This is a genomic window from Actinoplanes sp. GCM10030250, assembly GCF_042666575.1.
Taxonomy (GTDB): Bacteria; Actinomycetota; Actinomycetes; order Mycobacteriales; family Micromonosporaceae; genus Actinoplanes.
In genome coordinates this window covers 1-25599 of the sequence record NZ_JBHTDO010000059.1, presented here as the reverse complement: position 1 = coordinate 25599, position 25599 = coordinate 1, and the positions used below count along the sequence as shown (strand labels likewise).

The following is a 25599-nucleotide window of genomic DNA, read 5'->3' as shown; positions in this document are numbered from 1 at the left end:
CCCAGAAGCGCGCCCGATTACGACCTGTTACGCCACTGTTGTCAGGAGCGCCACCGGTGCCCCCGCCATCCGGGTCAGCACCAGGCCCGCCTCGTTCGGCCCGGACAGCTTGAGATCCTTGCGCAGCTGGTCCGGGACCAGTGCCGAGCCGCGTTTGCGGATCTCCAGCCGGCCGACGCCACGGTCACGCAGCAGGGCCCGCAGCCGCTTCAGCGAGAACGGGAGCACGTCGGTGACACCCAGCCGCCGGGCGTACGGCGTGTCGGCGGGATCGTCGGTGTAGACGTAGGCGATCGACGGGTCGGCCAGCCGCCCGCCGATGGCCTCCGCGAACTCGGCGACCAGGTGCGAGCGGACCACCGCCGGATCCGGGTCGTAGATCCACGCACCGACCGGGCCGACGGGCGCGAGGTCCGTACCCGTGCCGACCAACTCCGCCCGGCCCTTGGCACCGAGCAGGGTCGCCCGGCGCGGCACCGCGGCCAGCGGCCCGCACCAGAACGCCGCCTCGACCAGGTCGCCACCGACGCTGACCCACTCGCCCTCGGCGCCCGGCGGCAGCAGGCCGTGGTCGATGCCCGGAGCGAGCTTCAGGACCGTCCGCGGCACCCGGACGGCGAGGCCGGTCACGAAGTCCCAGGGCGGCGAGTACGCCTTCGGGTCGAACACCCGCCCCCGCCCCGCCTGCCGTCGTGCCGGGTCGGCGAACACCGCGTCGTAACGCTCCACCTCGACGGTGGTGGCGTCGGCGCACACCACGGTGATCCGGTCGGCGAGCCCGGCGGCCTCCGCGTTCGCCGCTGCGAGCGCCGCGGTGCCCGGGTCGGCGTCCACCGCGTACACCTCGATGCCCTGACGTGCCGCCGCCAGCGCGTCGGAGCCCAGCCCGCAACCCAGATCGGCGAGAGTCCGCACGCCCGCGGCCGCGAGGCGCGCCGCCCGCCGGTCCGCAACGACCGCACGCGTCGCCTGCTCCAGACCGGCCCGGGTGAAGAACATCCGGGAGGCGTCCGGGCCGAACTTCATCGCCGCGCGCCCGCGCAAACTAGCCTGGGTCAGAGCGGCCGCGGCGAGCTCCGCGCCGACGCCCCGGGCCCGCATGGCCGAGGCGGCGGCGAGCGGCTCACGCTCGCTCATCCCGGCCGCTGCTGCCAGGGCTTCCGCCCCTTCCGGTGTCCGTAACTTCAAGAGCAACTCAGGTGTCACACCAGGCATTCTCCCTGGCGTGACAGGTTGGCACTCTGGTTGACGGAGTGCTAGTTCCGGCATAGTCTCCGGTTAGCACTCTCAACATGAGGGTGCCAGCCGCCCGGCCCGTCCGCGGCGGTTAGGCACCAGGCGGACCGGCACCCGCGACGACGGCCCCGCCCGGTGGCATGAGGCATCAGACCGGCCTGGTTCATGGCCGGCAAACCTGTACCCAGGAGGGTATGCCCGTGACTACCGCGACCAAGGTTGCGATCAAGCCGCTCGAGGACCGCATCGTGGTCCAGGCGAACGAGGCTGAGACCACGACGGCGTCGGGCATCGTGATCCCCGACACCGCGAAGGAGAAGCCGCAGGAGGGCACTGTCCTCGCTGTCGGCCCCGGCCGGATCGACGACAAGGGCAACCGCGTCCCGCTCGACGTCAATGTCGGCGACGTGGTCCTCTACTCGAAGTACGGCGGCACCGAGGTCAAGTACGCCGGCGAGGAGTACCTGGTGCTCTCCGCCCGCGACGTCCTCGCGGTCATCGAGAAGTAAGACCTAACTGATTGCGCCTGCGCCCTGTTCCGATGACTCGGGGCAGGGCGCCGGTGCGTGAAGGGACCATAGATGGCGAAGATTCTCAGCTTTTCGGACGACGCCCGGCACCTGCTGGAGCACGGCGTCAACACGCTCGCCGACACGGTCAAGGTCACCCTCGGGCCGCGCGGTCGCAACGTCGTCCTGGACAAGAAGTTCGGTGCGCCCACGATCACCAACGACGGTGTCACCATCGCCAAGGAGATCGAGCTCACCGACCCGTACGAGAACCTTGGTGCTCAGCTCGTCAAAGAGGTGGCGACCAAGACCAACGACGTCGCCGGTGACGGGACCACCACGGCCACCGTGCTCGCGCAGGCGCTGGTCCGCGAGGGCCTGCGCAACGTGACGGCGGGCGCCAACCCGATCGGCCTCAAGCGGGGCATGGACCTGGCCGCCGAGGCCATCTCCAAGGCCCTTCTGGCCAAGGCCGTCGAGGTCGACGACCACAAGGCGATCGCCAACGTGGCCACCATCTCGGCGCAGGACGCCACCATCGGCGAGCTGATCGCCGAGGCGATGGACCGGGTCGGCCGCGACGGTGTCATCACCGTCGAGGAGGGCTCGGCGCTGCACACCGAGCTCGAGGTCACCGAGGGTCTGCAGTTCGACAAGGGCTTCATCTCGCCGAACTTCGTGACCGACGCCGAGTCGCAGGAAGCGGTGCTCGAGGACGCGCACATCCTCATCACCACGCAGAAGATCTCCAGCATCGAGGAGCTGCTCCCGCTGCTGGAGAAGGTCCTGCAGACCAGCAAGCCGCTGCTGATCATCGCGGAGGACGTCGAGGGCCAGGCCCTGTCCACCCTGGTGGTCAACTCGCTGCGGAAGACCATCAAGGTCGCCGCGGTGAAGGCGCCCGGCTTCGGTGACCGCCGCAAGGCGATCCTCCAGGACCTGGCGATCGCGACCGGTGGCGAGCTGATCGCCCCCGAGCTCGGTTACAAGCTCGACCAGGTCGGCCTCGAGTCGCTGGGCAGCGCCCGGCGGATCGTCGTCGACAAGGAGAACACCACCATCGTCGACGGTGGCGGCAAGTCGGCGGAGGTCTCCGACCGGGTCGCGCAGATCCGCAAGGAGATCGAGGCGTCGGACTCCGACTGGGACCGCGAGAAGCTCTCGGAGCGGCTGGCCAAGCTCTCCGGCGGCATCGCGGTGATCAAGGTCGGTGCCGCGACCGAGGTCGAGATGAAGGAGCGCAAGCACCGCATCGAGGACGCCATCGCGGCGACCAAGGCAGCGGTCGAGGAGGGCACCGTCCCCGGCGGCGGCGCCGCTCTGGCGCAGGTCGCCAAGGAGCTCGACGGCGGTCTCGGCCTGACCGGCGAAGAGGCCATCGGCGTCTCGATCGTCCGCAAGTCGCTGGTGGAGCCGCTGCGCTGGATCGCGCAGAACGCCGGCCACGATGGTTACGTCGTGGTGGGCCGGGTGAACGAGCTGGGCTGGGGCCACGGCCTCAACGCCGCCACCGACGAGTATGTCGACCTGGCCGCGGCCGGCATCATCGACCCGGTGAAGGTGACCCGCAACGCGGTCTCCAACGCCGTCTCGATCGCCGGTCTGCTGCTCACGACGGAGAGCCTCGTCGTGGAGAAGCCCGCCGAGGCGGCACCGGCCGCCGGTGGTGGGCACGGGCACAGCCACGGTGGCCACGGCCACCAGCACGGCCCGGGTTTCTGATCCGCGGGCGGTACTGACATCGAAGGGCGCGCCGTTGCGGCGCGCCCTTCATGCTCTCAGTAGGCCATCGGGGCGGGGGCGCGCTCCCCGCCGCCGGCGGTCTCGGCACCGCCCTGCCAGGACCGCCACAGCGCCGCGTACGGCCCACCCGCCGCCACCAGCTCGTCGTGCGGCCCCAGCTCCACGATCCGGCCGTTCTCCACCACCGCCACCCGGTCGGCGTCGTGTGCCGAAAAGAGCCGGTGCGCGATCGCCACCACCGTCCGCCCGTGCACCACCGCGGCCAGCGACCGTTCCAGATCACGGGCCGCCCGCGGGTCCAGCAGTGCGGTGGCCTCGTCCAGCACCAGCGTGTGCGGGTCGGCCAGGATCAGCCGGGCGAGCGCGACCTGCTGCGCCTGCGCCGGGGCGAGCGGGAGACCACCCGCACCGACCAGGGTCTCCAGCCCTCCCGGGAGCTCGTTCGCCCACTCCAGCGCGTTGACGGCCGCCAGCGCCGCCCGTACCTCCGCTTCCGCCGCGCCGGGACGCACCATCGCGACGTTGTCACGCAGCGTGCCCACGAAGATGTGGTGTTCCTGGGTGACCAGCGCGACCTGGGCGCGCAGCCGGTCCGGCGGCAGCGCCGCCAGCGGCACGCCACCCACCGTGACGCTGCCCCCGGTGGGCTGATGCACCCCGGCGAGCAACCGGCCCAGCGTCGACTTGCCGGCGCCGGAGACACCCACGATCGCGAGCCGCTCGCCCGGCTCCAGGACCAGGTCGACGCCGTGCAGCACCTCCCGATCGGCGTGGTAGGCGAACCGCACCCCTCGCACCTCGATCCGGCTACCGGCCGGTTCCGGCGCGGCGGCCGGCCGGGGCGCCGCCACCGCCGCGACACCGAGCAACCGGGCCAGCGACGCCGCTCCCACCTCGAGCTCGTCGAGCCAGCCGGAGAGCCGGTCGAGCGGATCGACAAGCTGCTGAACGTAGATCACCGCCGCGGTCAGCTGGCCGAGCGTCACCACGTCGTGGAGGTAGAGCCAACCGCCGTAGAGGAGGGTGACCGCGACCGGCAGCACGTAGCTGATCTCGATCATCGGCCACCAGACGGTACGCAGGCGCAGCGTGTACCGCTCGGCCAGCCAGGACCTTCGCAGGTCGGTGTCGGTACGGTCGACCCGCTGCCGCTGCCGTCCCAGCGCCTCAACGGTCCGAGCACCCTCCACCGTCTCGGTCAGTCCCTCGGTCACCTCCGAGTACGCCGCGTTCTGCCGCAGATACCCGCTCGGCGCCCGCCGCAGATACCATCGGGTGCCCACCACCATGAACGGCATCCCGATCAGCAGCGGCAGCGTGAACAGCGGGCTGACCAGCAGCAGCGCCACCACCACCAGGGCCAGCGTGATCATGGCGATCATCGTCTCCGGCACCGCGAACCGCACACACTTCGACAGCGCGTCCACATCCCGGGTGGTACGGGTCAGCAGGTCACCGGTACCAGCCGCCTCCACAGTGGCCAGTGGCAGATCCAGCACCCGGCAGAGGAACTCCTCACGCAGCCGGGCCAGCACCCGCTCACCCAGCCGGGCCGAGGCCAGGTACGCGAAGCGGATCAGGATGCCCTGCACCAGCACGAACCCGGCGATACCGAAGGCCAGCCGGTCCAGTGTGGCCACCGGCGCGCCGGCCCGGATCGCCTCGACCAGCTCGCCGAGCAGCCGCGGTCCGGCCAGGGCGGCCAGGGCCGCTGCCACGTGCAGGCTCACTGTCGCGCGGAACAGGGCCGGGTAACGGCGGATCAGAGTACGTGCGTACCGGCGTGCCTGGCGGGCGTCCGCCACTGGGAGAGGGCGGGTCACGGCTCGTCCTCGCGGCGGACGAGCCGGGCGTACCCGGGGTGGGAGCGGATCAGCTCCTGGTGCGTCCCGGCGCCGGACATCCGGCCGGACTCGATGTAGCAGACGTGGTCGGCGCGGCTCAGCACCAGCGGGCTGGAGGTGCAGATCACCGTGGTGCGGCCGGTGCGGGCCGCGCGTACGCCGTCGGCGATCCGGGCCTCGGTGTGCGCGTCGACAGCGTTCGTCGGCTCGACGAGGATCAGCACCTCGGGGTCGGCGACCAGCGCGCGGGCCAGGCGGAGCCGCTGCTGCTGGCCGCCGGAGAAGGTGCGGCCGCGCTCGGCGACCACGCTCTTCACACCCTCCGGCAGGTCCTCGACGATGTCGGTCGCCGCGGCCGCTGCCAGGGCGGTGGCCAGGGTGCCCCGGTCGTACGGGTCCAGATCGGCCCGCAACCTGCCGGCGAAGAGCCGGGCGTCGTTCTCGGCCACCAGGATCATGTCCCGCACGGCCGGCAGGGCCAGGTCGGCCAGGGGTACGCCGGCGAGGGTGCCGCCCTCCGCGTACCGGCCGAGACGGTCGGCGATCCCGGTCGCGTCCGACGGCACCGTCGCCACTATCGCGGTCAGCCGACCCGCCGGGATGACCACACCGGACTCCGGATCGGCGAGCTCACCCGCGGGCGGCGGCACCGGGACGGGTGGGTCCGGCAGGTCGCTGCGCACCCCCAGCATCCCCACCACCCGGCGCGCCGAGACATGCCCGCGGGTGAGCTTGTCGATCGCGTCGGTGAGCTGCCGCAACGGCGCCACCAGGAACGCCGCGTAGGCGTAGAACGACACGAACTGCCCGAGCGTGATCTTCCCCGCCGCCGCGAACCGGGCACCCAGCCAGGTGACCAGCACCAGCAGCACCCCGGGGAGCAGCACCTGCGCCGCCTCCAGCAGCGCCTCCACCCGGGCCGTGTAGACACCGGCCGCCCGCAGACCCTGCGACTCGCACCGGTACCGCGCCGCCATCAGCGACTCGCCGCCGACGCCTCGCAGCACCCGCAATCCGGCGACCAGGTCGGCGGCCCGCCCGGTCAGCCGCCCCTGTCTTTCCCGGTAGGCCTGCTGTCGCCGGTGCAGCGGCCGGATCAGGGTGCCCGCGACGAGCATCAGCAGCGGTACACCCAGCACCACGATCAGCCCGAGCGGAACCGACGCGCGGAGCAGCAGGAAGGTGACCGTGACGACGGCGAGCAGGGCACCGACACCGCGGGACACGATGTCGACGGCCGCGCCGATGTGGGTGATGTCCGAGGTGCCGATCGCGACGACCTCGCCGGCGTCGAGACGGCGGGGCAATGTGGATCCGAGGCGGTTCGCGTGGCGTACCACCACCTGCACCGTGCGGAACGACGCGCTCAGCCAGTTCACCACCGCGAAACGGTGCCGGGTGATCCCGGCCACCGCCTGCACCGCACCGGCGCCGAGCAGGACCAGCACCCAGCCCACCAGGGCCCGCCCGTCCCGTGCCGCGGCCGCGTCGACGGCCAGGCCGACCACCGCGGGCGCCAGCGACTGGCATCCCATCCAGAGGATCGCGAGCAGGGCCGCGGCCGTCACCGTCACGCGCGAACGCCGGACCAGCCAGCTCAGGTAACGCACCGCGGAGCGGGCCTCGGGCAGGCCCGGGTCCGGCACGGGCAAGAACCGTTTCTCAACCGGGCAACCGGCCCGACGGCGCCGGTCTGCCGACCTGCGCGGGGCGCTGCCGGCCCGGCCACGTCGAAAAGGGTTCAGTCTTCGCATCAGGCCCCGACGGTAAAGCCGGAATGCCCTGCGTGCGACCGCTCAGCGATCGACGGGAGTGAAATCCCAGACGTGCGGAGTACGTGCTACCAGGTTCTCCGGCGGCGTCGGCATGCTCTCTGGGGTGTTTCGCCATTTGGTGATGACGACGATGCGTTGATCGGTGGACGAATAGACGTCACTCGACACATGTTGTGGCAGTACCTCCAAGCCAGGCACCGCCGTGTCGCAGACCCAGGCCAGCAGCTCGTTGAAGCCGCCGCGCGAGGCCCGCACCTCCCACATCCGAGCGATCATGATGGCTTCCTACCCCGGCACGCTGACCGCGGTCAAACTCATCGCGGAATCGGCGGGCAGATCGAGACGACTCGGGGCGACGCCGGCAGCGACGAGATGCGAGCCGAGTGCCGCGACCATCGCGCCGTTGTCCGTGCACAACTGAGGCCGGGGTACGCGTACCGAAATGCCGTGTTTCGCCGCCCGCTGCTCGGCGAGCACCCGCAGCCGCGAGTTCGCCGCCACGCCACCGCCGATCACCAGGGTCCGCACGCCGGTGCTGCGGCACGCGTCGATCGCCTTCGCGGTGAGCACGTCGCAGACGGCCTCCTGGAAGCTCGCCGACACGTCCGCGACCGGCACCGGTTCCCCGGCGCGTTCACGAGCCTCGACCCAGCGCGCCACCGCCGTCTTCAGGCCGGAGAAGGAGAAGTCGAACCGGTGCGCCGCCTGGTCCTTGGCGGCCGTCAGTCCACGAGGGAACGTGATCGAGGCGGCGTCGCCGTCCCGCGCTGTCCGGTCGATGATCGGCCCGCCCGGGAAGCCCAGCCCGAGCAGCCGGGCCACCTTGTCGAACGCCTCCCCCGCGGCGTCGTCGATCGTCGCGCCGAGCGGGGTCACACCCGCGGTCAGGTCGTCCACGAGCAGCAGCGAGGAGTGCCCGCCGGAGACCAGCATCGCGATCGCGGGCTCGGGGAGCGGACCGTGCTCCAGGGTGTCCACGGCCACGTGCGCGGCGAGGTGGTTGACGCCGTAGATCGGTTTCTCGGCGGCCAGCGCGTACCCCTTGGCGGCCGCGACACCGACGAGCAGCGCACCGGCCAGGCCGGGGCCGCTGGTGACCGCGATCGCGTCGACGTCGGCCAGGGTCACGCCGGCCTCGTCGAGCGCCCGCTGCATGGTCGGGACCAGCGCCTCCAGGTGAGCGCGGCTGGCCACCTCGGGCACCACGCCGCCGAACCGGGCATGCTGGTCCACACTGGACGCCAGCGCGTCGGCGAGCAGAGTGTGACCGCGGACGATGCCGACACCGGTCTCGTCGCAGGAGGTCTCGATCCCGAGGACCAGGGGCTCGTCAGGCATCGCGCATCATCACCAGGGCATCCGTGTTGCTGGGTTGGTAGTAACCGCGCCGGATTCCGACCGGCTCGAAGTCGTAGGTCGCGTAAAGCTTCTGCGCGGCGGCGTTGTCGACGGCGACCTCGAGCAGCGTCTTGCGCACCCCGCGCCGTGCCGCCTCGGCCAGCAGCGCCTCGAGCAGCAGCCGCCCGATCCCGCGGCGCTGCGCGTCCCGCCGGACCGCGATGTTCTGCACCCACGACTCCTGCTCGTCCACCACGGACATGCCGGCGTAGCCGAGCACCGGCCCGCCCGGCTCGTCGGTCGCGACCAGGTAGAAGTGGCGCTGGGCGAGCTCGTTCCAGAACATCGCGCCGGACCATCTCTCCACACCGAAGAGGTCCTCCTCGAGCGGCATCACCTCGTCGATGTGCCACCAGCGGAACTTCTCGACCACCATCAGCTCAGCACCGACTCACGCCGGGCCGCCGTCAGCACCGACTTTCGCCCGGCCCGCTCGACCGCCATCAGCACCGGCTTTCGCCCGGCCCGCTCGGCCGCCATCACGTCAGCACCGGCTTTCGCCCGGCGGGCTCGACCGCGTCGGGCCGGCGCAGGTAGAGCGGGGTCAATGGCTCGCTAGGCGCGGCCTCGCGGATCCGCGGCGCCGCGATCGCGACCAGCGCGGCGCCGGGCGGGTGCAGCAGGTGCTCCTCGACGGGCACGCCGAACACATCCCCGTACTTCAAGGCGCCCTCGCCGGCCGCCCGGTCCACCAGACCCGCCACCGAGCCCCCGTCACCGGCCCCGATCAGCGCCGCCACGTCGGCCGGCCGCGCCACCTCGGGCCCGAACTGCCGTTCACCGTCCAGATAGGTCGCGAAGTAGACCTCGCGCCGCCGGGCGTCCGTCGCCACCAGCACCCGGCCCGGACCGGCCGCGCGGCCCAGAGCGTCGAGCGAGCACACCCCATAGGTCGCAATGCCCAGCGCCTGGCCCATGCTCACCGCCGTCGCCAGGCCCACCCGCAGCCCGGTGAACGGGCCCGGGCCCACCCCGGCGACGATCGCCGTCAGGTCACGCGGGCGCACACCCGCCGCGGTGAGAGCCGCCGCGATCTCGGGGGCGAGCTTCTCACCGTGCGCACGCGGGTCGACGGTCCGCTGCTCGACGACGCCGAACAGACCGTCGGCGGTCACCTCGACCAGCGCCGCCGTCGAAGCGGGTGTAGCGGTGTCCAGAGCCAGTACCAGCACAACCGTGACCCTAGACCGTGGCCCGCGGGTCCCAGTCGATGACCGGCCGGCCCCCGTCCGCCAGAGCCTTGTTGGCCCCGCTGAACGGACGGCTGCCCAGGAAGCCGGCCCGGTTCAGCGGGCTCGGGTGACCGGCCTCCAGCACCACGTGCGCCGGGTTCGTGACCAGCGCTGCCTTCTTCTTCGCATAGCTGCCCCAGAGCAGGAAGACGATCCGCTCGTCGCGGGCGTCCAGCGCCCTGATCGTGGCGTCGGTGAACGCCTCCCAGCCCTTGTTGCCGTGCGAGCCGGCCTTGCCCGCGCGGACCGTCAGGACCGCGTTGAGCAGCAGCACACCCTGCCGCGCCCACCCGGTCAGGTCACCGCTCGCCGGCTTGGCGATGTTGACGTCCTCGGAGAGCTCCTTGAAGACGTTGCCCAGCGACGGCGGCTTCCGGACGCCCTCGCGGACGCTGAAGCTCAGACCGTGCGCCTGACCCGGACCGTGGTACGGGTCCTGGCCGAGAATGAGCACCCGGGTCTCCGCCGGCGAACACAGCCGGTACGCCGCGAACAGGTCCTCGGCCGGCGGGTAGACGGTCTCGGCCGCATACTCCGCGGCGACGAACTCGCCGAGCTTGGCGGTCGCCTCCTCGTCGAGGAACGGTGCCAGTTCGGCGCGCCACTCGGCCGGCAGCAACTCGGTCAGGTTCACATGGTCTCCAGTCGGTGTGCCCAGTCGCCGCCGTGCGGGACCAGGTCGATCACTCGGGTGTCGTCGTCCAGCCGATCGATACGGACCTGCAGATACTCGTCGTTCAGTTGCTCAACCAGACCGATGCCCCACTCCACGACGGTCACCGCGTCGTCGGCCGAGGCGTCCAGGTCGAGGTCGTCGATCTCGGCACGCGGGTCAGGCCGGTCACCCAACCGGTACGCGTCGGCGTGGACCAGCGGCAACGGCCCCCGGTGCACCCGGGCGATCACGAACGTCGGCGACGTGATCGGCCCGCTCACACCCAGCCCCGCACCGATGCCCTGCACGAGTGCCGTCTTGCCGGCGCCGAGCGGCCCGGTGAGCAGCACCAGATCGCCGGCCCGCAGCACAGCGGCCAGTCGCCGCCCGAAGTCGCGGGTGTCGTCGACCGTCTTCAGCTTCACGTCAGTTTCTCCAGGAACGGCATCAGCGCGGCGTTGACCTGCTCGGCTTTCTCCAGCATCACCACGTGACCGCTGTTCTCCACCTTCAGCAGCTCGGCCTCGGGAAGGTGCTTGAGGATCTCCTCGGAGTGGGTCACCGGGGTCAGATAATCCCGGTCGCCGACCACCACCAGCACCGGGACGCCCCGCAGCGCCGACAGGGCCGGAATCCGGCTGTGCGTGTAGAGGGTTTGCAGATACTTGGTGAGCGTCTCCACCGAGGTTTTCGAGTTCATGCTCTCCACGAAGGTCACCAGCGACGCGCTGGGCTTGGTCTCGCCGAAGCCGTAACGCCGGGTGAGCAGCCAGGCCAGGTCGGAGGAGGCGTCCCGGGCCCGGTCGATGGTGCCGCCACCGAGCTGGGCGGCCTTGTGCCAGAGCGGGAAGAACGGGGAGCTGAACCGGGCCACCACGTTGGTGAGGCCGAGCTGGGCCTTGTCGAAGAGCCCGGCCGAGGTGGAGATCAGCACCACGCCGGTGACCCGGTTGCCGAACCACTCCGGATACTGCTCGGCGAAGGCCATGATGGTCATGCCGCCCATCGAGTGACCGACCAGGATGATGTGCCCGTCCGGGACGGTCTCCTCCAGCACAGCGGCGAGCGAGCGGCCCAGGGCAGCCAGGTCATACGTCCCGGATTGCAGCTTGCCGGAGCGGCCGTGCCCCGGCTGGTCGTAGAAGACCATCCGGTGGGTGCCCCGCTCGGCCAAAGTCCTGCGCTGGAAGTAGAAGGTGCCCATGTCGAGGGCGAACCCGTGCACGAAGACGATCGTCGGGTCGGCGGTCGCACTCTCCGGCTCGATGATCTCCACGTGCAGATCGGTGCCGTCGGCCGCGGTGACCGTCAGCTCCCGGTCGAAGGGCTGATCGCCGAAGGGCTCCTCGACATAGGGGTCGCCGGGCGCGTTCACCGAGCGGCGCACCAGGGCGCGCTCGACGGCGAAGGCGGTTGCCAGACCGGCCGCGGCGACACCGACCGCGGCCCCGAATATGCCCGCCGTCTTGGCGGCGCGGGACCGTCTCACCACGTGATCTCCCCGTCGTAGTGCCGGGGCACCCGGCTGCTCCCGAACCGGGTGACGATCTCGTAGTTGATCGTCCCGGTTGCCGCGGCCCAGTCGTCGGCGGTCGGCTCGCCGCCGGTGCCGGGACCGAAGAGGGTGGCGACGTCGCCGGCCACCACCGGCTCGTCGCCCACGTCGACGACGATCTGGTCCATGCAGACCCGGCCGGCGATCGGGGCGACCGTGCCGCCGATCCGGACCGGGCCGGCGTTGGAGGCGTGCCGGGGAACACCGTCGCCGTAACCCAGCGGGACGACGGCGAGCGTGGTCTCTCGCGGTGTGGTGTAGGTGAGCCCGTAGGAGACGCCCTGACCTGCCGGAACCCGCTTGGTGATCATCACCCGGGCCCGCGCGGTCATCGCCGGCCGGAGCCCGAACGTGTCACCGGAGACCGGGGACAGCCCATAGGCCGCGACACCGATCCGGACCAGGTCGAAGTGGGCGTCCGGCCGGATCAGCGTGGCGGCCGAGTTCGCGATGTGGCGGTGTCGCGGGGTGAGGCCGGACCGCGCGGCGACCTCGAGGCCCTCGTGGAAGGCGGCCAGTTGCCGGTCCACCGACTCGTGGCCGGGTACGTCGGCGCAGGCGAAGTGGCTCCACACGCCGGTCACCTCGAGGTCACCGCCGGCCTGCGCCTTGGCGGCCGCCTCGAGCAGGATCGGCCACTCGTCCGGAGTGGCGCCGCCGCGGGCCAGGCCGGTGTCGAGCTTGAGGTGCACCCGGGCCGGGCTGCCCGCCTGCCGCGCCGCGGTGACCAGCTCGTCGATCATCGCCGGGGTGGCCGCGCTCAGCTCGACGCCGGCCGCGACACCCTCGTGCAGGGGCAGGCCCGGGCTCAGCAGCCAGGCGAGGACCGGCGCCTCGATGCCGGCACGGCGCAGGGTGAGCGCCTCGTCGAGGGTGGCGACACCGAGCCAGGTCGCGCCACCGGCGAGGGCCGCCCGTGCGGACGGCACCATGCCGTGCCCGTAACCGTCCGCCTTGACCGCGACAAGCACCTCGGCGGAGGTGCGTGCACGCAGCAACGCGACGTTGTCCCTGATGGCGTCCAGATCGACGCGGACTTCGGCCTGCCACATGCCTTCCACCCTACTGAGGGGTACGACAGTTTCCGGCCGGGTGTCACCCCAGCAGCTCGGCGAGGACCGGCCGCAGGGCGGATGCCACGTCCGGTGCGGTCACCGGCCCGTCCTGCGCCGCACGGCGCCCGGCCAGCCCGTGCACGTACGCCGCGGCCACCGCCGCCCGCACCGGCGCCACACCGGCCGCCAGCAGCGACCCCAGCAGGCCGGCCAGCACGTCCCCGGAACCGGCGGTGGCCAGCGCCGGGCTCCCGGTCGGGTTCGCCCAGATCTCACCGCCCGGAGTGGCGACGATCGTCCGGTCGCCCTTGAGCAGCACCACCGCGTTGGTCCAGGCGGCCAGGCGCGCGGCGGCACCGGCCCGGTCGGCGCCCGGAGCCTCCGCGGCCAGCCGCTTGAACTCGCCGTCGTGCGGGGTGAGCACCAGCGGGGCGTCCCGGCGCAGGTCCTCGGCGTGCGCACCGCCGACCAGCATGGTGATGGCATCCGCGTCGAGCAGCACCGGCAGCGAGGTGGCCAGGACGCTGCGCAGCTCGGTGCGCGCCTCGTCGCCGGTGCCGAGGCCGGAGCCGCAGACCCAGGCCTGGACCCGGCCGGCCTCCGCGACCCGGGACGCGGCCACCACCGACGGGTGTGCCCGGACCACCTCGGCGTGCGCGCTGCCCGCGTATCGCACCATGCCGGTCGGGCCGGCCAGAGCGCCGGCGCTGGAGAGCAGGGCGGCACCCGGGTAACCGGCCGAGCCGGTGGCCAGGCCGACCACACCACGCGTGTACTTGTCCGAGGTCACACCGGGCCGCGGCCACCACTCGGCGACGTCGGCCGTCTCGGGCACCCGCACCGCGGGATCGGTGACCAGCAACGGGCCCAGACCGATGTCGACAAGCTCCACGTGCCCGCAGCGGACGGCGGCCGGGCCGAGCACGTGGGCCGGCTTGAGACAGCCGAAGGTGACCGTCACGTCGGCCGTGAAGGCGTCACCGGGTACGTCTCCGGTGTCCACGGCGACCCCGGACGGCACGTCCACCGCCACCAGGAGAGGTCGTTCGCCCGTACGCCCGCGCAGTGTGCCGAGGCCTCGCACGACGGCCGCGGCTTGCGCACGCAGGCCGCCACTCGCCCCGATGCCCACGATGCCGTCCAGGACCAGGTCAGAGCGGGCGGGTAGTTCGCTGGAAGTGAATCCGCCGGCCGCGCGCAAGGCCGACAGACCGGCCAGATGGACACGCTCCGGTGTCATCAGCAACGCACGCACCTGGGCGCCCCGGCGGGCCAGCGCGGCACCCGCGTAGAGCGTGTCGCCACCGTTGTCACCGCTGCCGACCAGCAGCAGGACGCGAGAGCCGTAGACGCCACCCGCGTCGTCGAGCAGGAGTGCGCAGCGCCGGGCCAGGCCGGCCGCCGCACGCTGCATCAGCGTCCCCGGCGGGAGCTGGGCCATCAGCGTCTTCTCCGCGGCACGCACGTCCGCGACCCGCCAAGCCTGCCGCATGTGTCGTTCTCCGTTCGTCGGAGTCTCAGGCCTCGTCTCGGGCCCTCGTCTCAGGCCTCGGCCACCACCATCGCCGACGCGATGCCGCCGTCGTGCGACAGGGACAGATGCCACCGGCTGATGCCCCGCTGAGTTGCCGCGGCGGCGACCGTACCGGAGACCGTCAACCACGGCCGCCCGTCCGGATCGGTGACGATCTCGCAGTCGTGCCAGCGCAGGCCGTTGGGTGCGCCGAGGGCCTTGGCGACGGCCTCCTTGGCCGCGAATCGGGCGGCGAGCGATTCGGGTGATCGCGGATTGCCGGACCGGGTGATCCGCTCCGATTCGGTGAACAACCGGTCCGCGAGCAGCGGCGTCCGATCCAGAGCGCGGGCGAAACGTTCCACCAGGACGACATCAATGCCGACAGACGCGATCACACGGTCACCCTAGCCGGGTCTCTGGCGGCTTTCTCAAGGTCAACCCCAGTTGGGGTACGGCGTGAGCACAACCCCGCACTATCAGGTCCGTCAATCGGCTCACAAGCCCTGTGGACAGCCGCGGCGACGGGCATCGTCCGCTGTCCACAGGCCCGCCACGGCCTCCTCACGGCTTCTAGCGTCAGCGCATCCCGTCGTCCCGCTTGGAGGCCCCGCTGATGAATCCCGATTTCGAGGTGGACACCGAGGACCTGCGCCAGGTCGCCACATCCGTCGCCGGCACCGCGGCCCGGGTCACCGGCGCGGCCGTCTCGGCGCCGTTCCCCGCACCCTCCCCACGCTGGGCCGTCACCGGCGCCGCCCAGCTGGCCGCGACCGCCGCACGGCACCAGGTGGCTCAGCTCGGCGGTGACGCCGAGGAGACCGCCCGGCAGATCCGCGCCGCCGCCGAGGCCTATGCGGAGGCTGACGCCCGCGCCGCGGCCCGTCTCCGGCTGACCCGATGAGCACCCCCGCCATGACGATGCCGGGCGCCGACCCGGCGATGACGATGCCGGCCGCCGACCCGGCGGTCTACGCACGGCTCCGCGCCACTGATCCCGCTCGCTGGCTGGGCACCGCCCTGGCCTGGCGCCGCTGGGCCGTCCTCGCCGGAGCACTCCGGTGCGAGTTCGGCCCGCTCGTCACCCGGCTGCGGGCGATGTGGTCCGGCGCCGCCGCCGACGCCGCCGCGGCGCGGATAGGCGGGTTCGGCAGGCGGATGGCCCTCTTCCGGCTGTTCTGCTGGCGAGCCGATCAGGCGCTGAGCGAGTTCGCCGCGGCACTCACCCGGGCCCGTGCGCTGCTCGACCGGGCGCGCGGCGACGCGGCACGATCCGGCCTGGTCATCGACGACCGGGGTGCGGTGCACGGCCGTCCCGACGCCGCCGGGCCGGTCGCTGCCGACCTGGCAGCCGCGCTCTCCGTGGCGGCCCGCGCCGACGAGGCCGCCGCCATCCGGCTGGGCGGGCTCACCGGCGACGCGACGCCACCACCTGCCGGTTCCGGGCGGCCGTCCTGCACGGCCGGGCCCGCCGAGGTCCGGCGATGGTGGGACGGGTTGACGGCCGCCGAGCGCAACTGGGTGCTGGCCACCGAGCCGGGTTCGATCGCGTCCACCGACGGGATCCCCGCCTCCGACCGCGACCTGGCCAACCGGTTGCTCCTGGAGCAGCAGCGCGGCGACCTCGACCGGCAGCTCGGAGAAGGCGACCGGGCCCGGCTGCGTGGTCTGCGGGACGGGCTGGACGAGCTCGGCGCACGGCTGGAGGACGACGCCGGCCCTCGGGCGTACCTGATGAGGCTCGACGTCGGCGGGGACGGCCGGGCGGTGGTGGCGCTCGGCGACCCCGACCGGGCACGGCACGTCCTCACCCACGTGCCGGGCATGACGTCCGACCTAGGCTCGTTCGGCGGCGAGCTGACCCGGGCGGAGCGGGTCGCGGTCCGCGCTGCCGAGCTCGGCCCGGCGGAGTCGACGAGCGCGGTGCTGTGGCTGGGCTACGACGCACCCGACTTCGTGCACGAGGCGTTCTCCGACCGGCAGGCCCGTGACGGCGCCCTCGAGCTGCGCCGGTTCCAGGAGGGCCTGGTCGCCACCCATGACGGGCCGCCGGCCGACCGGACAGTGCTCGGGCACAGCTACGGCTCGCTGGTCGTCGGCCGAGCGGCCACCGGAGGCCCGCTGGAGACCGACCGTGTCGTCTTCGTCGGCTCGCCCGGCGTCGGTGTCGACTCGGCCGCCGACCTGACGGTTCCAGCGGAGCGGGTGTGGTCGTCGACCTCCCGGACCGACGTGATCCGGCTCGCGGCGGTGCCACCCGGGCCGGAGCTGTGGTTCGGCCGTGACCCCAGCACCCCGGGCTTCGGCGGCCAGACATTCGGCAGCCAGCCGGACGCCGGCCACCTCGGCTACTGGGACCGCGGGCGGCCCGCACTGGATGCGATGGCCACCCTGACGCTTGGTGGGACGCCGTGAGCCGCCGTGTGGGCCGGCGGCTCACGGACCGGTCATTCGACGGTGACCGACTTGGCCAGGTTGCGCGGCTGGTCGACGTCGTGGCCGCGGGCAGCCGCGATCTCGCACGCCAGGATCTGCAGCGGCACCGTGGTCATCAGCGGGGCGAGCAGCGTCGGGGTGTGCGGCACCTCGATCAGGTGATCGGCGTAAGCGCGGACGCTCTCGTCACCCTTCTCGGCGATCACGATCGTGCGGGCACCGCGGGCGCGCACCTCCTGGATGTTCGAGACGACCTTGTCGCGCATGACTCCGCGCCCGGCCGGCGACGGGACCACGCAGACCACCGGCGTCCCCTCGTCGATGAGCGCGATCGGGCCGTGCTTGAGCTCACCCGCCGCGAAGCCCTCCGCGTGCATGTAAGCGAGCTCCTTGAGCTTCAGCGCACCCTCCAGGGCCACCGGGAAGCCGACGTGCCGGCCGATGAAGAGCACCGTCGAGGCGGTTTTGAGGTCCCGGGCCAGCGCCCGCACGTCCTCCATCCCGTCGAGCAGCTCGCGCAGGTTGTCCGGGGTGCGGCGCAGGCGCGAGACGACGGCGGCGACCTCATCGGCGTACATGACGCCGCGGATCTGGGCCAGGTGCAGCCCGATCAGGTAACAGGCGACCAGCTGCGTCAGGAAGGCCTTCGTCGACGCGACAGCGATCTCCGGCCCGCCGTGGGTGTAAAGCACCGCGTCCGACTCGCGCGGAATGGTGGAGCCGTTGGTGTTGCAGATCGCGAGGACCCGGGCCTTCTGCTCCTTGGCGTGCCGCAGGGCCATCAGGGTGTCCATGGTCTCGCCGGACTGGCTGATCGCGATCACCAGCGTGGACCGGTCCAGGATCGGGTCGCGGTAACGGAACTCGCTGGCCAGTTCCACCTCGCACGGGATCCGCACCCAGTGCTCGATCGCGTATTTCGCCACCATGCCCGCGTGATAGGCCGTGCCGCAGGCGACGATGAAGACCTTGTCGACGTCCCGCAGGTCCTGGTCGGTGAGCCGGACCTCGTCCAGGATGATCTCGCCGCGCTCGGAGAGACGGCCGAGGAGCGTGTCCGCGATGGCCTGCGGCTGCTCGGCGATCTCCTTGAGCATGAAGTAGTCGTAACCGCCCTTCTCGGCGGCCGAGGCGTCCCAGTCGATGTGGAAATCCGTGCCGCTGGCCGGGGCACCGTCGAAATCGGTGATCTCGATCCCGGCCGGGGTGATCAGGACGACCTGGTCCTGGCCCAGCTCGATCGCTTCCCGGGTGTGCTCGATGAAGGCCGAGACGTCGCTGGCGAGGAAGTTCTCACCGTTGCCGCGGCCGACCACCAGCGGGGAGTTGCGGCGGGCGGCGACCACCGCGCCGGGCACCGTGACGTCGACGGCGAGCAGGGTGAAGGCACCCTCCAGCCGGCGGACCGTGCGGCGCATGCCCTCGGCGATCAGCGCCGGGCCGTCCTCGGCACCGGACTCGCGCAGCGCGCGCATCTCGGCGGCGAGCAGGTGCGCCGCGCACTCGGTGTCGGTGTCGCTGCGGAACTCGACGCCGGTGGCCTCGAGCTCGGCACGCAGCTTCGCGAAGTTCTCGATGATGCCGTTGTGGATGACGGCGACCCGGCCGTCGGCCGATAGGTGCGGGTGGGCGTTACGGTCGGTCGGTCCGCCGTGGGTGGCCCAGCGGGTGTGCCCGATGCCCGCGGTGCCGGCGTCGATGCCGGTGCCGGTCCGCTCGGCGAGCGCCTTCTCCAGGTTGGCGAGCTTGCCCGCCTTCTTCTCGGTCTGGATCAGCTCGCCGTCGAGGATGGCGACGCCCGCAGAGTCGTATCCGCGGTATTCAAGGCGCCGGAGCCCGTCGATGACGATGCTCAGCGCCGGACGATTGCCTACGTAACCCACGATCCCACACATGACGGGCAGCGTAGCCGACTTTCGCTCATCCGTCATGAGCGAGAAGCACGCTTTCGAGCATGCGATGTGATCGAAACAATAGCCCACCTCGACCTGACCCGTGCGGGTGGGTGACCATCGATGTGCGGGCCTGGCGTACCGTCGGTCACGGCGCCCTACCGGGAGGAAAGATGAGCGAGCCGCACCAGCCGCCACGACCGCCGGAGTTCAGGCCTGGTCAGGCCACTCCGCAGCCGTATGAGCCTCCTGATGAACCGCCGGCACCGGACCACCCTCCGACCTCCCAGTTTCCTCCGGTCAACTACGCGCCGCCGGGTTATACGCCGGATTACGGCCAGACCGGTTATCCGCCGCCGCCCCCGAGCGAGTACCCGCCCACCGGTTACCTGCCGCCGGACCATGCTGCCGAGGCTCAATACGCAGGTCAGCTCGGTTACCCGGACCAGCCGGGATACCCCGGTCAGCCCGGCTACCCCGGTCAGCCCGGATACGGCCCCCCGGCTCCGCGCCGCAGCAACAAACCGCTCATCGCCGTCATCGTCGCGGTCTCCGTGCTGCTCTGCGGCGGCGTGATCACCTCGGGCGTGCTCCTCGTCAAGCGGGCCACCGAGAAGGTCGAGGAGGTGGCCGAGCCGATCCTCAACCCGACGCTGCCCGCCCTGCCGACGGACGCACCGGAACTCCCCGGCCTGCCGACGGATCTGCCGACCGACCTGCCGACGTTTCCGACCGATCTGCCCGGTCTTCCTGGTCTCGAAGGGGGCCGGAAAATCACCGTGACGTATGAGGTGACAGGGGACGGACCGGCCAGGATCCTCTACACCGAACAGCTCGGAAAAACGCCTCAGGTGGTGGAGAACGCCAAACTGCCGTGGAAGATGACCACCACGATGGAGGGCGCGGCCTTCGTCTCGATCACCGCTCAGCGGGCCAACCCGGACGAGGGCTCGATCACCTGCCGGGCCGAGGTCGACGGTGAGCAGGTCGCCGAGCAGACCACCAAGGGCGCCCTGGCCACCACCACGTGCAACAAGCTGATCTTCAACTGACCCCCTGAAAACGGGCCGCCCGGAAACTGGCCGCCCGCAGACCGCCCGACACCACCGAGGAGCACCGTGACCGACCCGCTGGTGGAGCGGATGCGCCCCTTCGGCACCACCATCTTCACCGAGATGTCGGCGCTGGCGATGCGGACCGGCGCGGTCAACCTCGGCCAGGGCTTCCCGGACTCCGACGGGCCGCCGGAGATGCTCGCCGCTGCCGCCGAGGCACTCGCCACCGGCGCCAACCAGTACCCTCCGCTGGCCGGCATCCCGCCGCTGCGTGCCGCCATCGCCGCGCACGAACAGCGGTTCTGGGGCCTGATCCGGGACCCGGACACCGAGATCGCGGTCACCGCCGGCGCCACCGAGGCCGTCGCGGCCACGATCCTGGCGCTGTGCGAGACCGGTGACGAGGTGGTCTGCTTCGAGCCCTACTACGACTCCTACGCGGCCTCCATCACGCTCGCCGGTGCCGTCCGCCGGCCGGTGACCCTGCGTCCCGGCCCCTCCGGGCGGTACGAGTTCGACGAAGCCGAGCTGCGGGCGGCGTTCGGTCCACGGACCCGGCTGGTGCTGCTGAACTCGCCGCACAACCCCACCGGCAAGGTTTTCACCCCGGACGAGCTGAACCTGATCGCCGAGCTCTGCCAGCAGCACGACGTGTGGGCGGTGACCGACGAGGTGTACGAGCATCTCGCCTTCCCCGACGCCGCCGCACCGCACGTGCCGCTGGCGAGCCTGCCCGGGATGCTCGAACGCACCCTGCGGATCTCCTCGGCCGGCAAGACGTTCTCCTGCACCGGCTGGAAGGTCGGCTGGGCGACCGGCCCGGCCCGCCTGGTGTCGGCGATGCTGCGGGTCAAGCAGTTCCTGACGTTCGTCAACGCCGCACCGCTCCAGCCCGCCGTCGCCGTGGCGCTGGGCCTGCCGGACAGCTACTTCACCGGCTTCACGGCCGGCCTGCGGGATCGCCGGGACCGCCTGGTCGAGGGCCTCACCGGTGCCGGCCTGGCCGTCCTGCCGTCCGAGGGCACCTACTTCGTCACCGCCGACATCCGCCCGCTGGGCGGCACCGACGGTGTCGAGTTCTGCCGTGAGCTGCCGGCCCGATGCGGCGTCGTCGCCGTGCCGACCCAGGTCTTCTACGACCATCAGGAGGCGGGCCGCCACCTGATCCGGTTCGCGTTCTGCAAGCGCGCCGAGGTGATCGACGAAGCCGTCAACCGCCTGAAGAACCTGCGCTGAGGCCGCCTGAAAACCTGCGCAGAGGCCGCCTGAAAAACCTGCGCTGACACGAAAGCGGGGCCGGCCGGCAACCGGCAGACCCCGCTTCCCACCGGATCAGGCGGGGCTCGCCGCGCTCACTTCAGCGGCGATCCGCTCAGCGATCGTGCGCGCCTTCTCCTCCGAGGCCGCCTCGACCATCACCCGGACCAGCGGCTCGGTACCCGAGGGGCGCAGCAGCACCCGCCCGGTCTCGCCCAGCTCGTTCTCGGCGAGGGCGACAGCGGCCTGCACCGTCGGGGCGGCCGCGCCGGCCTCCCGGTTGCCGACCTTCACGTTGATCAGCACCTGCGGCAGCGTGTGCATGACGGACGCCAGGTCGGCCAGGGACTTGCCGCTCGCCGCCAGTTGCGCCATCAGGTGGAGCCCGGTCAGCACGCCGTCGCCGGTGGTGGCGAACGCCGGCATCACGATGTGACCGCTCTGCTCACCGCCGAGGGCCAGATCGCCGTTCTGGAGCTCCTCCAGCACGTACCGGTCGCCGACCTTGGTCTCGAGCAGCCGGATGCCCGCCTGCTTCATCGCGATCCGCAGGCCCAGGTTGCTCATCACGGTGGCGACGAGCGTGTCCTCGGTGAGCGTGCCGGCGTCCCGCATCGCCAGGGCCAGGATCGCCATCATCTGGTCGCCGTCGACGATGTCACCGGCGGCGGTGACCGCCAGGCAGCGGTCGGCGTCGCCGTCGTGGGCCAGCCCCAGGTCGGCGCCCTCCCGCAGGACCGCCTCGCGCACCTTGTCGAGGTGCGTGGACCCGCACTCGTCGTTGATGTTGAGCCCGTCCGGCTCCGCGTGGATGGCGATGACCTCGGCCCCGGCCTCCCGGTACGCGATCGGCCCGACCTCGCTGGCCGCACCGTTCGCGCAGTCCACCACGACCTTGATCCCCTCGAGCGGGTGCGGGATCGACTCGACGAGATGCTTGATGTAGTGCTCGGCACCGTCGAGAAGGTCGTGCACCCGCCCGATCGCGGCACCCGTGGGACGGCCGATCAGCGCGTGCCCGTCCGCGACGGCCTGCTCGATGCGCTCCTCCAGCTCGTCGGGCAGCTTGGTGCCGCCCGCGGCGAAGAGCTTGATCCCGTTGTCCGGCATGGGGTTGTGCGAGGCGGAGAGCATCACGCCCAGATCGGCATTGGTCTGCCCGACGAGGTACGCGACCGCCGGCGTGGGAAGCACACCGACCCGTACCACGTTGGCCCCGGCACTGGTCAGGCCCGCGACGACGGCGGCCTCCAGCATCTCGCCGCTGGCCCGGGGATCACGCCCCACGATCGCGAGCGGCTGATGACTGCTGTCGCTCTCGACCAGGACCCGCGCTGCCGCGACCGCGACCGCGAGAGCCAGTTCGGGGGTGAGCAGATCGCCGTTCGCGAGACCGCGAACGCCGTCAGTGCCGAAGAGTCGCCCCATGGCGGCTTCCTTTCGCCGGTGACAAGCCGACCTCAAGCCTGCAACAGCTGAAGGTCGGGTAGGAGTACCGGAACGGCTAGTTGGGGAGGGAAGAAACGGCGACGGCCGAGCACGCCTCCAGGGCTGGAGGCATGCTCGACCGTCGGTCGAACATCGCGCGAGAGATCAGCGCTTCGAGTACTGCGGAGCCTTACGGGCCTTCTTGAGGCCGTACTTCTTGCTCTCCTTGACCCGGGCGTCACGGGTCAGGAAGCCGGCCTTCTTCAGCGCGGGCCGGTCGTCCGGCTCGTTCGTGATGAGGGCGCGGGCGATGCCGAGGCGCAGCGCGCCGGCCTGGCCGGTGATGCCGCCGCCACGGAGGTTCGCGACCACGTCGAACTGCTCGCCGCGCTCGGTGGTCACGAACGGCTCACGGATGAGCTGCTGGTGCACCTTGCTCGGGAAGTAGGCCTCGAGCTCACGGCCGTTGCAGGTGATCTTGCCGGTGCCGGGCACGAGGCGCACCCGGACGATGGCCTCCTTGCGGCGGCCGACGGTCTGGATGGGACGGTCACCGGGACGCGGGGCGCGGACCGGGGCCGGCGCGGGCGTCTCAACGACGACGACCGTCTCAGCGGGCTCCTCGACGGTCTCGACGACCTCGGGCTCGATGATGTCGGACATGCTGCTGCCTTCTCCCGCGCTCACTGCGCGATCTGCTTGATTTCGAACGGCTGCGGCTGCTGCGCGGCGTGCGGGTGCTCAGCGCCGGGGTAGACCTTCAGCTTCTTGATGATCTGACGGGCGAGCTTGTTGTGCGGGAGCATGCCCTTGACGGCCAGCTCGATCGCCTTCTCGGGGCGCTTGGTCAGCAGCTCCTCGTAGCCGACCTGCTTCAGACCACCCGGGTAGCCGGAGTGCCGGTAGGCGACCTTGGTCTGCCGCTTGTTGCCGGTCAGAGCCACCTTGCCCGCGTTGATGATCACCACGAAGTCGCCGGTGTCGACGTGCGGGGCGAACGTGGGCTTGTGCTTGCCACGCAGGAGGGTCGCGGTGTGGGTGGCCAGCCGACCCAGAACGACGTCAGAAGCGTCGATAATGTGCCACTGACGCTCGATCTCACCCGGCTTCGGGCTGTACGTACGCACAGAATTACCTTGTCTCGTCGTCGGTCTGGGGGCGCGCGCACATCAAGCGCTCCCCGAGGGGTGCACTCGCAGCTGTCGCACAACAGCAGGCAACAATACCCGGCCGCGCGGCGCGTGGTCAAAACAGGCCTGGGTTAACAGCTCAGCCAGCTCTGTTTAGCAGCTCTGTCCAGGATCTAACAGCTCCGTCCAGGGCGGGACCCCAAACAACTCCAGCATACTCGCCGCTTCGGACACGCCTGACGCGGGTAGGACAAGTCACTCGATGCCTCTTAGCAGGCTCGAAACAAAAGGGACGCCCGGCCGAAATTCCCCACCGGCACGCTTCGGGGCATGGCCAACGGTGCGGACCTTCCAACGATGCGGCCCGGGATTAGCCGATGCCGTGTTCGCTGGCGCACCATGGTGAGACCACCGTCAGGGTTGAGGACGGACCTGGCGGTGTCCGCCGTACCGGGAGACCGGTTCGGCGGGGAGAAGTCGCGGCGTGCCCCGGACGGAGGTACGGCGAGGAACGCAGGCGTGACGTGGGAGCGGGTTTACGCCGAGGACGGCGGGAATCGAGCGTGCCCTTCGGTGGACCGTTCGGCCACGCCGCGACTTCTCGACCCGGGGATCGGATGATCGGCCGGACCCCGGGTGCCAGGCGGGCGGCGCTGACCGCGGCCGCCCTGGCCGAACCGGCCGCCTCCCTCTCCGGCTACACCATCGGGGTGACCGCCGACCGGCGCAAGGACGAGCTGGCAACGCTGCTGGAGGCCCGCGGCGCCCGCGTCGTCGTGGCACCCGCCCTGCGCATCGTCCCGATCTCCGACGACGCCGAGCTGCGCTCCGCCACCCGCGCCTGCCTCGACTCGCCACCCGACATCGTGCTGGTCAACACCGGTATCGGCATGCGCGGCTGGCTCGAGGCCGCCGACGGCTGGGGGCTGTCCGAACCACTGCGCTCGGCGATCTCCCGCGCCTACCTGGTCGCCCGCGGCCCCAAGGCCCGCGCCGCCGTCCGCACCGCCGGCCTCCAGGACGACTGGTCACCCGACGGCGAGGGCTACGAGGAGGTCGTCGACCACCTCACCGCCCGCGGCGTCGCCGGCCTGACCGTCGCCATGCAGCTCCACGGCGAGAGCCAGCCCGAATACACCGAGGCCCTGGAGTCAGCCGGCGCCCGCGTCATCGAGGTACCCGTCTACCGCTGGGCGCCACCGACCGACCCCGCACCCCTGCACCGCCTGGTCGACCTCATCCTCGGCAGGCTCGTCAACGCGGTGACCTTCACCTCGGCCGCCGCCGTCCAGGCTGTCCTCCGCGCCGCCGGCACCGGCACCGACGCCCTCCTGGACGCCCTCCGCACCGACGTACTGGCCGCCGCTGTGGGCCCGGTCACCGCGGCGCCGTTGCGCCGTGAGGGCGTACCCGTCTCCACCCCCGGCCGCGCCCGCCTCAGCGCCCTGGTCCGCACCATCGTCGACGAGCTACCCAAACGCGCCGTGACCGTCCAGATCTCCGGCCACTCCCTCACCCTCCGCGGCCACGCGGCAGTCGTCGACGGCGAGCTCCGCCCCCTCGCCCCCGGCCCGATGGCCGTCCTCCGAGCCCTGGCCACCTCACCCGGCCGCGTACTCTCCCGCGCCGCCCTCCTCCAGGCCCTCCCCCGAGGCGCCGACGAACACGCCGTGGAGATGGCCGTGGCTCGCCTGCGAGCCGGCCTAGCCCTCCCCGGCGTGGTCCAAACCGTCGTCAAACGCGGCTACCGCATCCCCCTCTGAACAGCGACGCCACCTCGCTCCACCCCACCCGGGGCGATCTTGTGGAGTTGCCCGGTGACGGCGTGCCCGAAGTCCACAAGATCGCTGCGGACCGCGCGGCGACGGAGGCGGGGGGCCGGGGGG

24 protein-coding genes are annotated in these 25599 nt (G+C 71.7%); 7 read left to right on the top strand and 17 right to left on the bottom strand.

The window, feature by feature from the left end; translation table 11 throughout:
- Positions 1-27: 27 nt before the first annotated feature.
- Positions 28-1215, bottom strand: a complete 1188-nt coding sequence (locus ACFQV6_RS42260; RefSeq protein WP_378033368.1) for a methyltransferase domain-containing protein — start codon at positions 1213-1215, stop codon at positions 28-30.
- Between the two features lie 215 nt (positions 1216-1430).
- Here ACFQV6_RS42260 and groES point away from each other — a divergent pair, with 215 nt between their 5' ends.
- A complete protein-coding gene (gene groES / locus ACFQV6_RS42255) occupies positions 1431-1745 on the top strand; it encodes a co-chaperone GroES (protein ID WP_092548647.1) in 315 nt (104 codons plus the stop codon).
- Between the two features lie 72 nt (positions 1746-1817).
- Positions 1818-3467 carry a chaperonin GroEL gene (groL, locus tag ACFQV6_RS42250; protein ID WP_378033367.1) on the top strand — a complete coding sequence of 550 codons (1650 nt, stop codon included), beginning with the start codon at positions 1818-1820 and terminating at the stop codon, positions 3465-3467.
- A 56-nt stretch (positions 3468-3523) separates the two neighbouring features.
- Here groL and ACFQV6_RS42245 read toward each other — a convergent pair whose 3' ends face one another.
- The 12 genes from ACFQV6_RS42245 to ACFQV6_RS42190 all read right to left on the bottom strand — a co-directional run bounded on the left by ACFQV6_RS42245 (position 3524) and on the right by ACFQV6_RS42190 (position 14913).
- Entirely contained in the window at positions 3524-5311 is a 1788-nt protein-coding gene (locus ACFQV6_RS42245) for an ABC transporter ATP-binding protein (RefSeq protein WP_378033366.1), read from the bottom strand.
- Entirely contained in the window at positions 5308-6978 is a 1671-nt protein-coding gene (locus ACFQV6_RS42240; protein ID WP_378033365.1) for an ABC transporter transmembrane domain-containing protein, read from the bottom strand. Before ACFQV6_RS42240 ends, ACFQV6_RS42245 begins: the two co-directional genes overlap by 4 nt.
- A gap of 150 nt (positions 6979-7128) precedes the next feature.
- Entirely contained in the window at positions 7129-7383 is a 255-nt protein-coding gene (locus ACFQV6_RS42235; RefSeq protein ID WP_378033364.1) for a hypothetical protein, read from the bottom strand.
- A 9-nt stretch (positions 7384-7392) separates the two neighbouring features.
- Positions 7393-8445, bottom strand: a complete 1053-nt coding sequence (tsaD, locus tag ACFQV6_RS42230; RefSeq protein ID WP_378033363.1) for a tRNA (adenosine(37)-N6)-threonylcarbamoyltransferase complex transferase subunit TsaD — start codon at positions 8443-8445, stop codon at positions 7393-7395.
- Complete coding sequence (rimI, locus tag ACFQV6_RS42225) at positions 8438-8881, bottom strand: ribosomal protein S18-alanine N-acetyltransferase (protein WP_378033362.1); 444 nt, start codon at positions 8879-8881, stop codon at positions 8438-8440. Before rimI ends, tsaD begins: the two co-directional genes overlap by 8 nt.
- 103 nt (positions 8882-8984) lie before the next feature.
- The gene (gene tsaB, locus ACFQV6_RS42220) at positions 8985-9677 is read right to left on the bottom strand and encodes a tRNA (adenosine(37)-N6)-threonylcarbamoyltransferase complex dimerization subunit type 1 TsaB (protein ID WP_378033361.1); all 693 of its coding nucleotides are present in this window, start codon (positions 9675-9677) and stop codon (positions 8985-8987) included.
- A 10-nt stretch (positions 9678-9687) separates the two neighbouring features.
- The gene (gene ung / locus ACFQV6_RS42215; protein WP_378033360.1) at positions 9688-10371 is read right to left on the bottom strand and encodes a uracil-DNA glycosylase; all 684 of its coding nucleotides are present in this window, start codon (positions 10369-10371) and stop codon (positions 9688-9690) included.
- The gene (gene tsaE, locus ACFQV6_RS42210; RefSeq protein WP_378033359.1) at positions 10368-10817 is read right to left on the bottom strand and encodes a tRNA (adenosine(37)-N6)-threonylcarbamoyltransferase complex ATPase subunit type 1 TsaE; all 450 of its coding nucleotides are present in this window, start codon (positions 10815-10817) and stop codon (positions 10368-10370) included. Before tsaE ends, ung begins: the two co-directional genes overlap by 4 nt.
- Positions 10814-11881 (bottom strand): alpha/beta fold hydrolase, encoded by a 1068-nt coding sequence (locus ACFQV6_RS42205; protein WP_378033378.1) that lies wholly within the window; start codon positions 11879-11881, stop codon positions 10814-10816. The genes tsaE and ACFQV6_RS42205 overlap by 4 nt, the downstream gene beginning before the upstream one ends.
- The gene (gene alr / locus ACFQV6_RS42200) at positions 11878-12999 is read right to left on the bottom strand and encodes an alanine racemase (protein WP_378033358.1); all 1122 of its coding nucleotides are present in this window, start codon (positions 12997-12999) and stop codon (positions 11878-11880) included. The genes ACFQV6_RS42205 and alr overlap by 4 nt, the downstream gene beginning before the upstream one ends.
- Positions 13000-13042: 43 nt before the next feature.
- Positions 13043-14494, bottom strand: coding sequence for an NAD(P)H-hydrate dehydratase (locus tag ACFQV6_RS42195; protein WP_378033357.1), 1452 nt, complete (start codon positions 14492-14494; stop codon positions 13043-13045).
- A gap of 50 nt (positions 14495-14544) precedes the next feature.
- Positions 14545-14913 (bottom strand): holo-ACP synthase, encoded by a 369-nt coding sequence (locus ACFQV6_RS42190; RefSeq protein ID WP_378033356.1) that lies wholly within the window; start codon positions 14911-14913, stop codon positions 14545-14547.
- A gap of 218 nt (positions 14914-15131) precedes the next feature.
- Here ACFQV6_RS42190 and ACFQV6_RS42185 point away from each other — a divergent pair, with 218 nt between their 5' ends.
- Together ACFQV6_RS42185 and ACFQV6_RS42180 are read left to right on the top strand one after the other, a co-directional pair.
- On the top strand, positions 15132-15419 hold the full coding sequence (locus tag ACFQV6_RS42185; protein WP_378033355.1) for a hypothetical protein: 288 nt from the start codon (positions 15132-15134) through the stop codon (positions 15417-15419).
- The gene (locus ACFQV6_RS42180; RefSeq protein WP_378033354.1) at positions 15416-16930 is read left to right on the top strand and encodes an alpha/beta hydrolase; all 1515 of its coding nucleotides are present in this window, start codon (positions 15416-15418) and stop codon (positions 16928-16930) included. The genes ACFQV6_RS42185 and ACFQV6_RS42180 overlap by 4 nt, the downstream gene beginning before the upstream one ends.
- A gap of 32 nt (positions 16931-16962) precedes the next feature.
- On the opposite strand, the gene glmS is transcribed toward ACFQV6_RS42180, so the two are convergent.
- Entirely contained in the window at positions 16963-18846 is a 1884-nt protein-coding gene (glmS, locus tag ACFQV6_RS42175) for a glutamine--fructose-6-phosphate transaminase (isomerizing) (protein ID WP_378033353.1), read from the bottom strand.
- Between the two features lie 170 nt (positions 18847-19016).
- Between glmS and ACFQV6_RS42170 the strand changes: the two genes are divergently transcribed.
- A complete protein-coding gene (locus ACFQV6_RS42170; protein ID WP_378033352.1) occupies positions 19017-19895 on the top strand; it encodes an MmpS family transport accessory protein in 879 nt (292 codons plus the stop codon).
- Between the two features lie 66 nt (positions 19896-19961).
- A complete protein-coding gene (locus tag ACFQV6_RS42165) occupies positions 19962-21134 on the top strand; it encodes a pyridoxal phosphate-dependent aminotransferase (RefSeq protein ID WP_378033351.1) in 1173 nt (390 codons plus the stop codon).
- 96 nt (positions 21135-21230) lie between these two features.
- Here the strand turns inward: ACFQV6_RS42165 and glmM are convergent, their stop codons facing one another.
- The 3 genes from glmM to rplM form a co-directional block, all read right to left on the bottom strand.
- The gene (gene glmM / locus ACFQV6_RS42160; protein ID WP_378033350.1) at positions 21231-22583 is read right to left on the bottom strand and encodes a phosphoglucosamine mutase; all 1353 of its coding nucleotides are present in this window, start codon (positions 22581-22583) and stop codon (positions 21231-21233) included.
- A gap of 165 nt (positions 22584-22748) precedes the next feature.
- On the bottom strand, positions 22749-23246 hold the full coding sequence (gene rpsI, locus ACFQV6_RS42155) for a 30S ribosomal protein S9 (RefSeq protein ID WP_378033349.1): 498 nt from the start codon (positions 23244-23246) through the stop codon (positions 22749-22751).
- Between the two features lie 20 nt (positions 23247-23266).
- Positions 23267-23710: a 50S ribosomal protein L13 gene (rplM, locus tag ACFQV6_RS42150; RefSeq protein ID WP_109598659.1), complete on the bottom strand. Its 444-nt coding sequence runs from the start codon at positions 23708-23710 to the stop codon at positions 23267-23269.
- A 620-nt stretch (positions 23711-24330) separates the two neighbouring features.
- Between rplM and ACFQV6_RS42145 the strand changes: the two genes are divergently transcribed.
- Positions 24331-25476, top strand: coding sequence for a uroporphyrinogen-III synthase (locus ACFQV6_RS42145; protein WP_378033348.1), 1146 nt, complete (start codon positions 24331-24333; stop codon positions 25474-25476).
- The last annotated feature ends 123 nt before the right edge of the window (positions 25477-25599 follow it).

What these genes read in the sequence shown, in the direction of transcription:
- ACFQV6_RS42235 (WP_378033364.1), bottom strand. Translation starts at nt 7,383, where the DNA reads ATGATCGCTCGGATGTGGGAGGTGCGGGCCTCGCGCGGCGGCTTCAAC.
- rpsI (WP_378033349.1), bottom strand. Translation starts at nt 23,246, where the DNA reads ATGTCCGACATCATCGAGCCCGAGGTCGTCGAGACCGTCGAGGAGCCC.
- ACFQV6_RS42260 (WP_378033368.1), bottom strand. Translation starts at nt 1,215, where the DNA reads ATGCCTGGTGTGACACCTGAGTTGCTCTTGAAGTTACGGACACCGGAA.
- tsaD (WP_378033363.1), bottom strand. Translation starts at nt 8,445, where the DNA reads ATGCCTGACGAGCCCCTGGTCCTCGGGATCGAGACCTCCTGCGACGAG.
- ACFQV6_RS42180 (WP_378033354.1), top strand. Translation starts at nt 15,416, where the DNA reads ATGAGCACCCCCGCCATGACGATGCCGGGCGCCGACCCGGCGATGACG.
- ACFQV6_RS42145 (WP_378033348.1), top strand. Translation starts at nt 24,331, where the DNA reads ATGATCGGCCGGACCCCGGGTGCCAGGCGGGCGGCGCTGACCGCGGCC.
- ACFQV6_RS42195 (WP_378033357.1), bottom strand. Translation starts at nt 14,494, where the DNA reads ATGCGGCAGGCTTGGCGGGTCGCGGACGTGCGTGCCGCGGAGAAGACG.
- ACFQV6_RS42185 (WP_378033355.1), top strand. Translation starts at nt 15,132, where the DNA reads ATGAATCCCGATTTCGAGGTGGACACCGAGGACCTGCGCCAGGTCGCC.
- rimI (WP_378033362.1), bottom strand. Translation starts at nt 8,881, where the DNA reads ATGGTGGTCGAGAAGTTCCGCTGGTGGCACATCGACGAGGTGATGCCG.
- glmM (WP_378033350.1), bottom strand. Translation starts at nt 22,583, where the DNA reads ATGGGGCGACTCTTCGGCACTGACGGCGTTCGCGGTCTCGCGAACGGC.
- ACFQV6_RS42170 (WP_378033352.1), top strand. Translation starts at nt 19,017, where the DNA reads ATGAGCGAGCCGCACCAGCCGCCACGACCGCCGGAGTTCAGGCCTGGT.
- groL (WP_378033367.1), top strand. Translation starts at nt 1,818, where the DNA reads ATGGCGAAGATTCTCAGCTTTTCGGACGACGCCCGGCACCTGCTGGAG.
- groES (WP_092548647.1), top strand. Translation starts at nt 1,431, where the DNA reads ATGCCCGTGACTACCGCGACCAAGGTTGCGATCAAGCCGCTCGAGGAC.
- alr (WP_378033358.1), bottom strand. Translation starts at nt 12,999, where the DNA reads ATGTGGCAGGCCGAAGTCCGCGTCGATCTGGACGCCATCAGGGACAAC.
- glmS (WP_378033353.1), bottom strand. Translation starts at nt 18,846, where the DNA reads ATGTGTGGGATCGTGGGTTACGTAGGCAATCGTCCGGCGCTGAGCATC.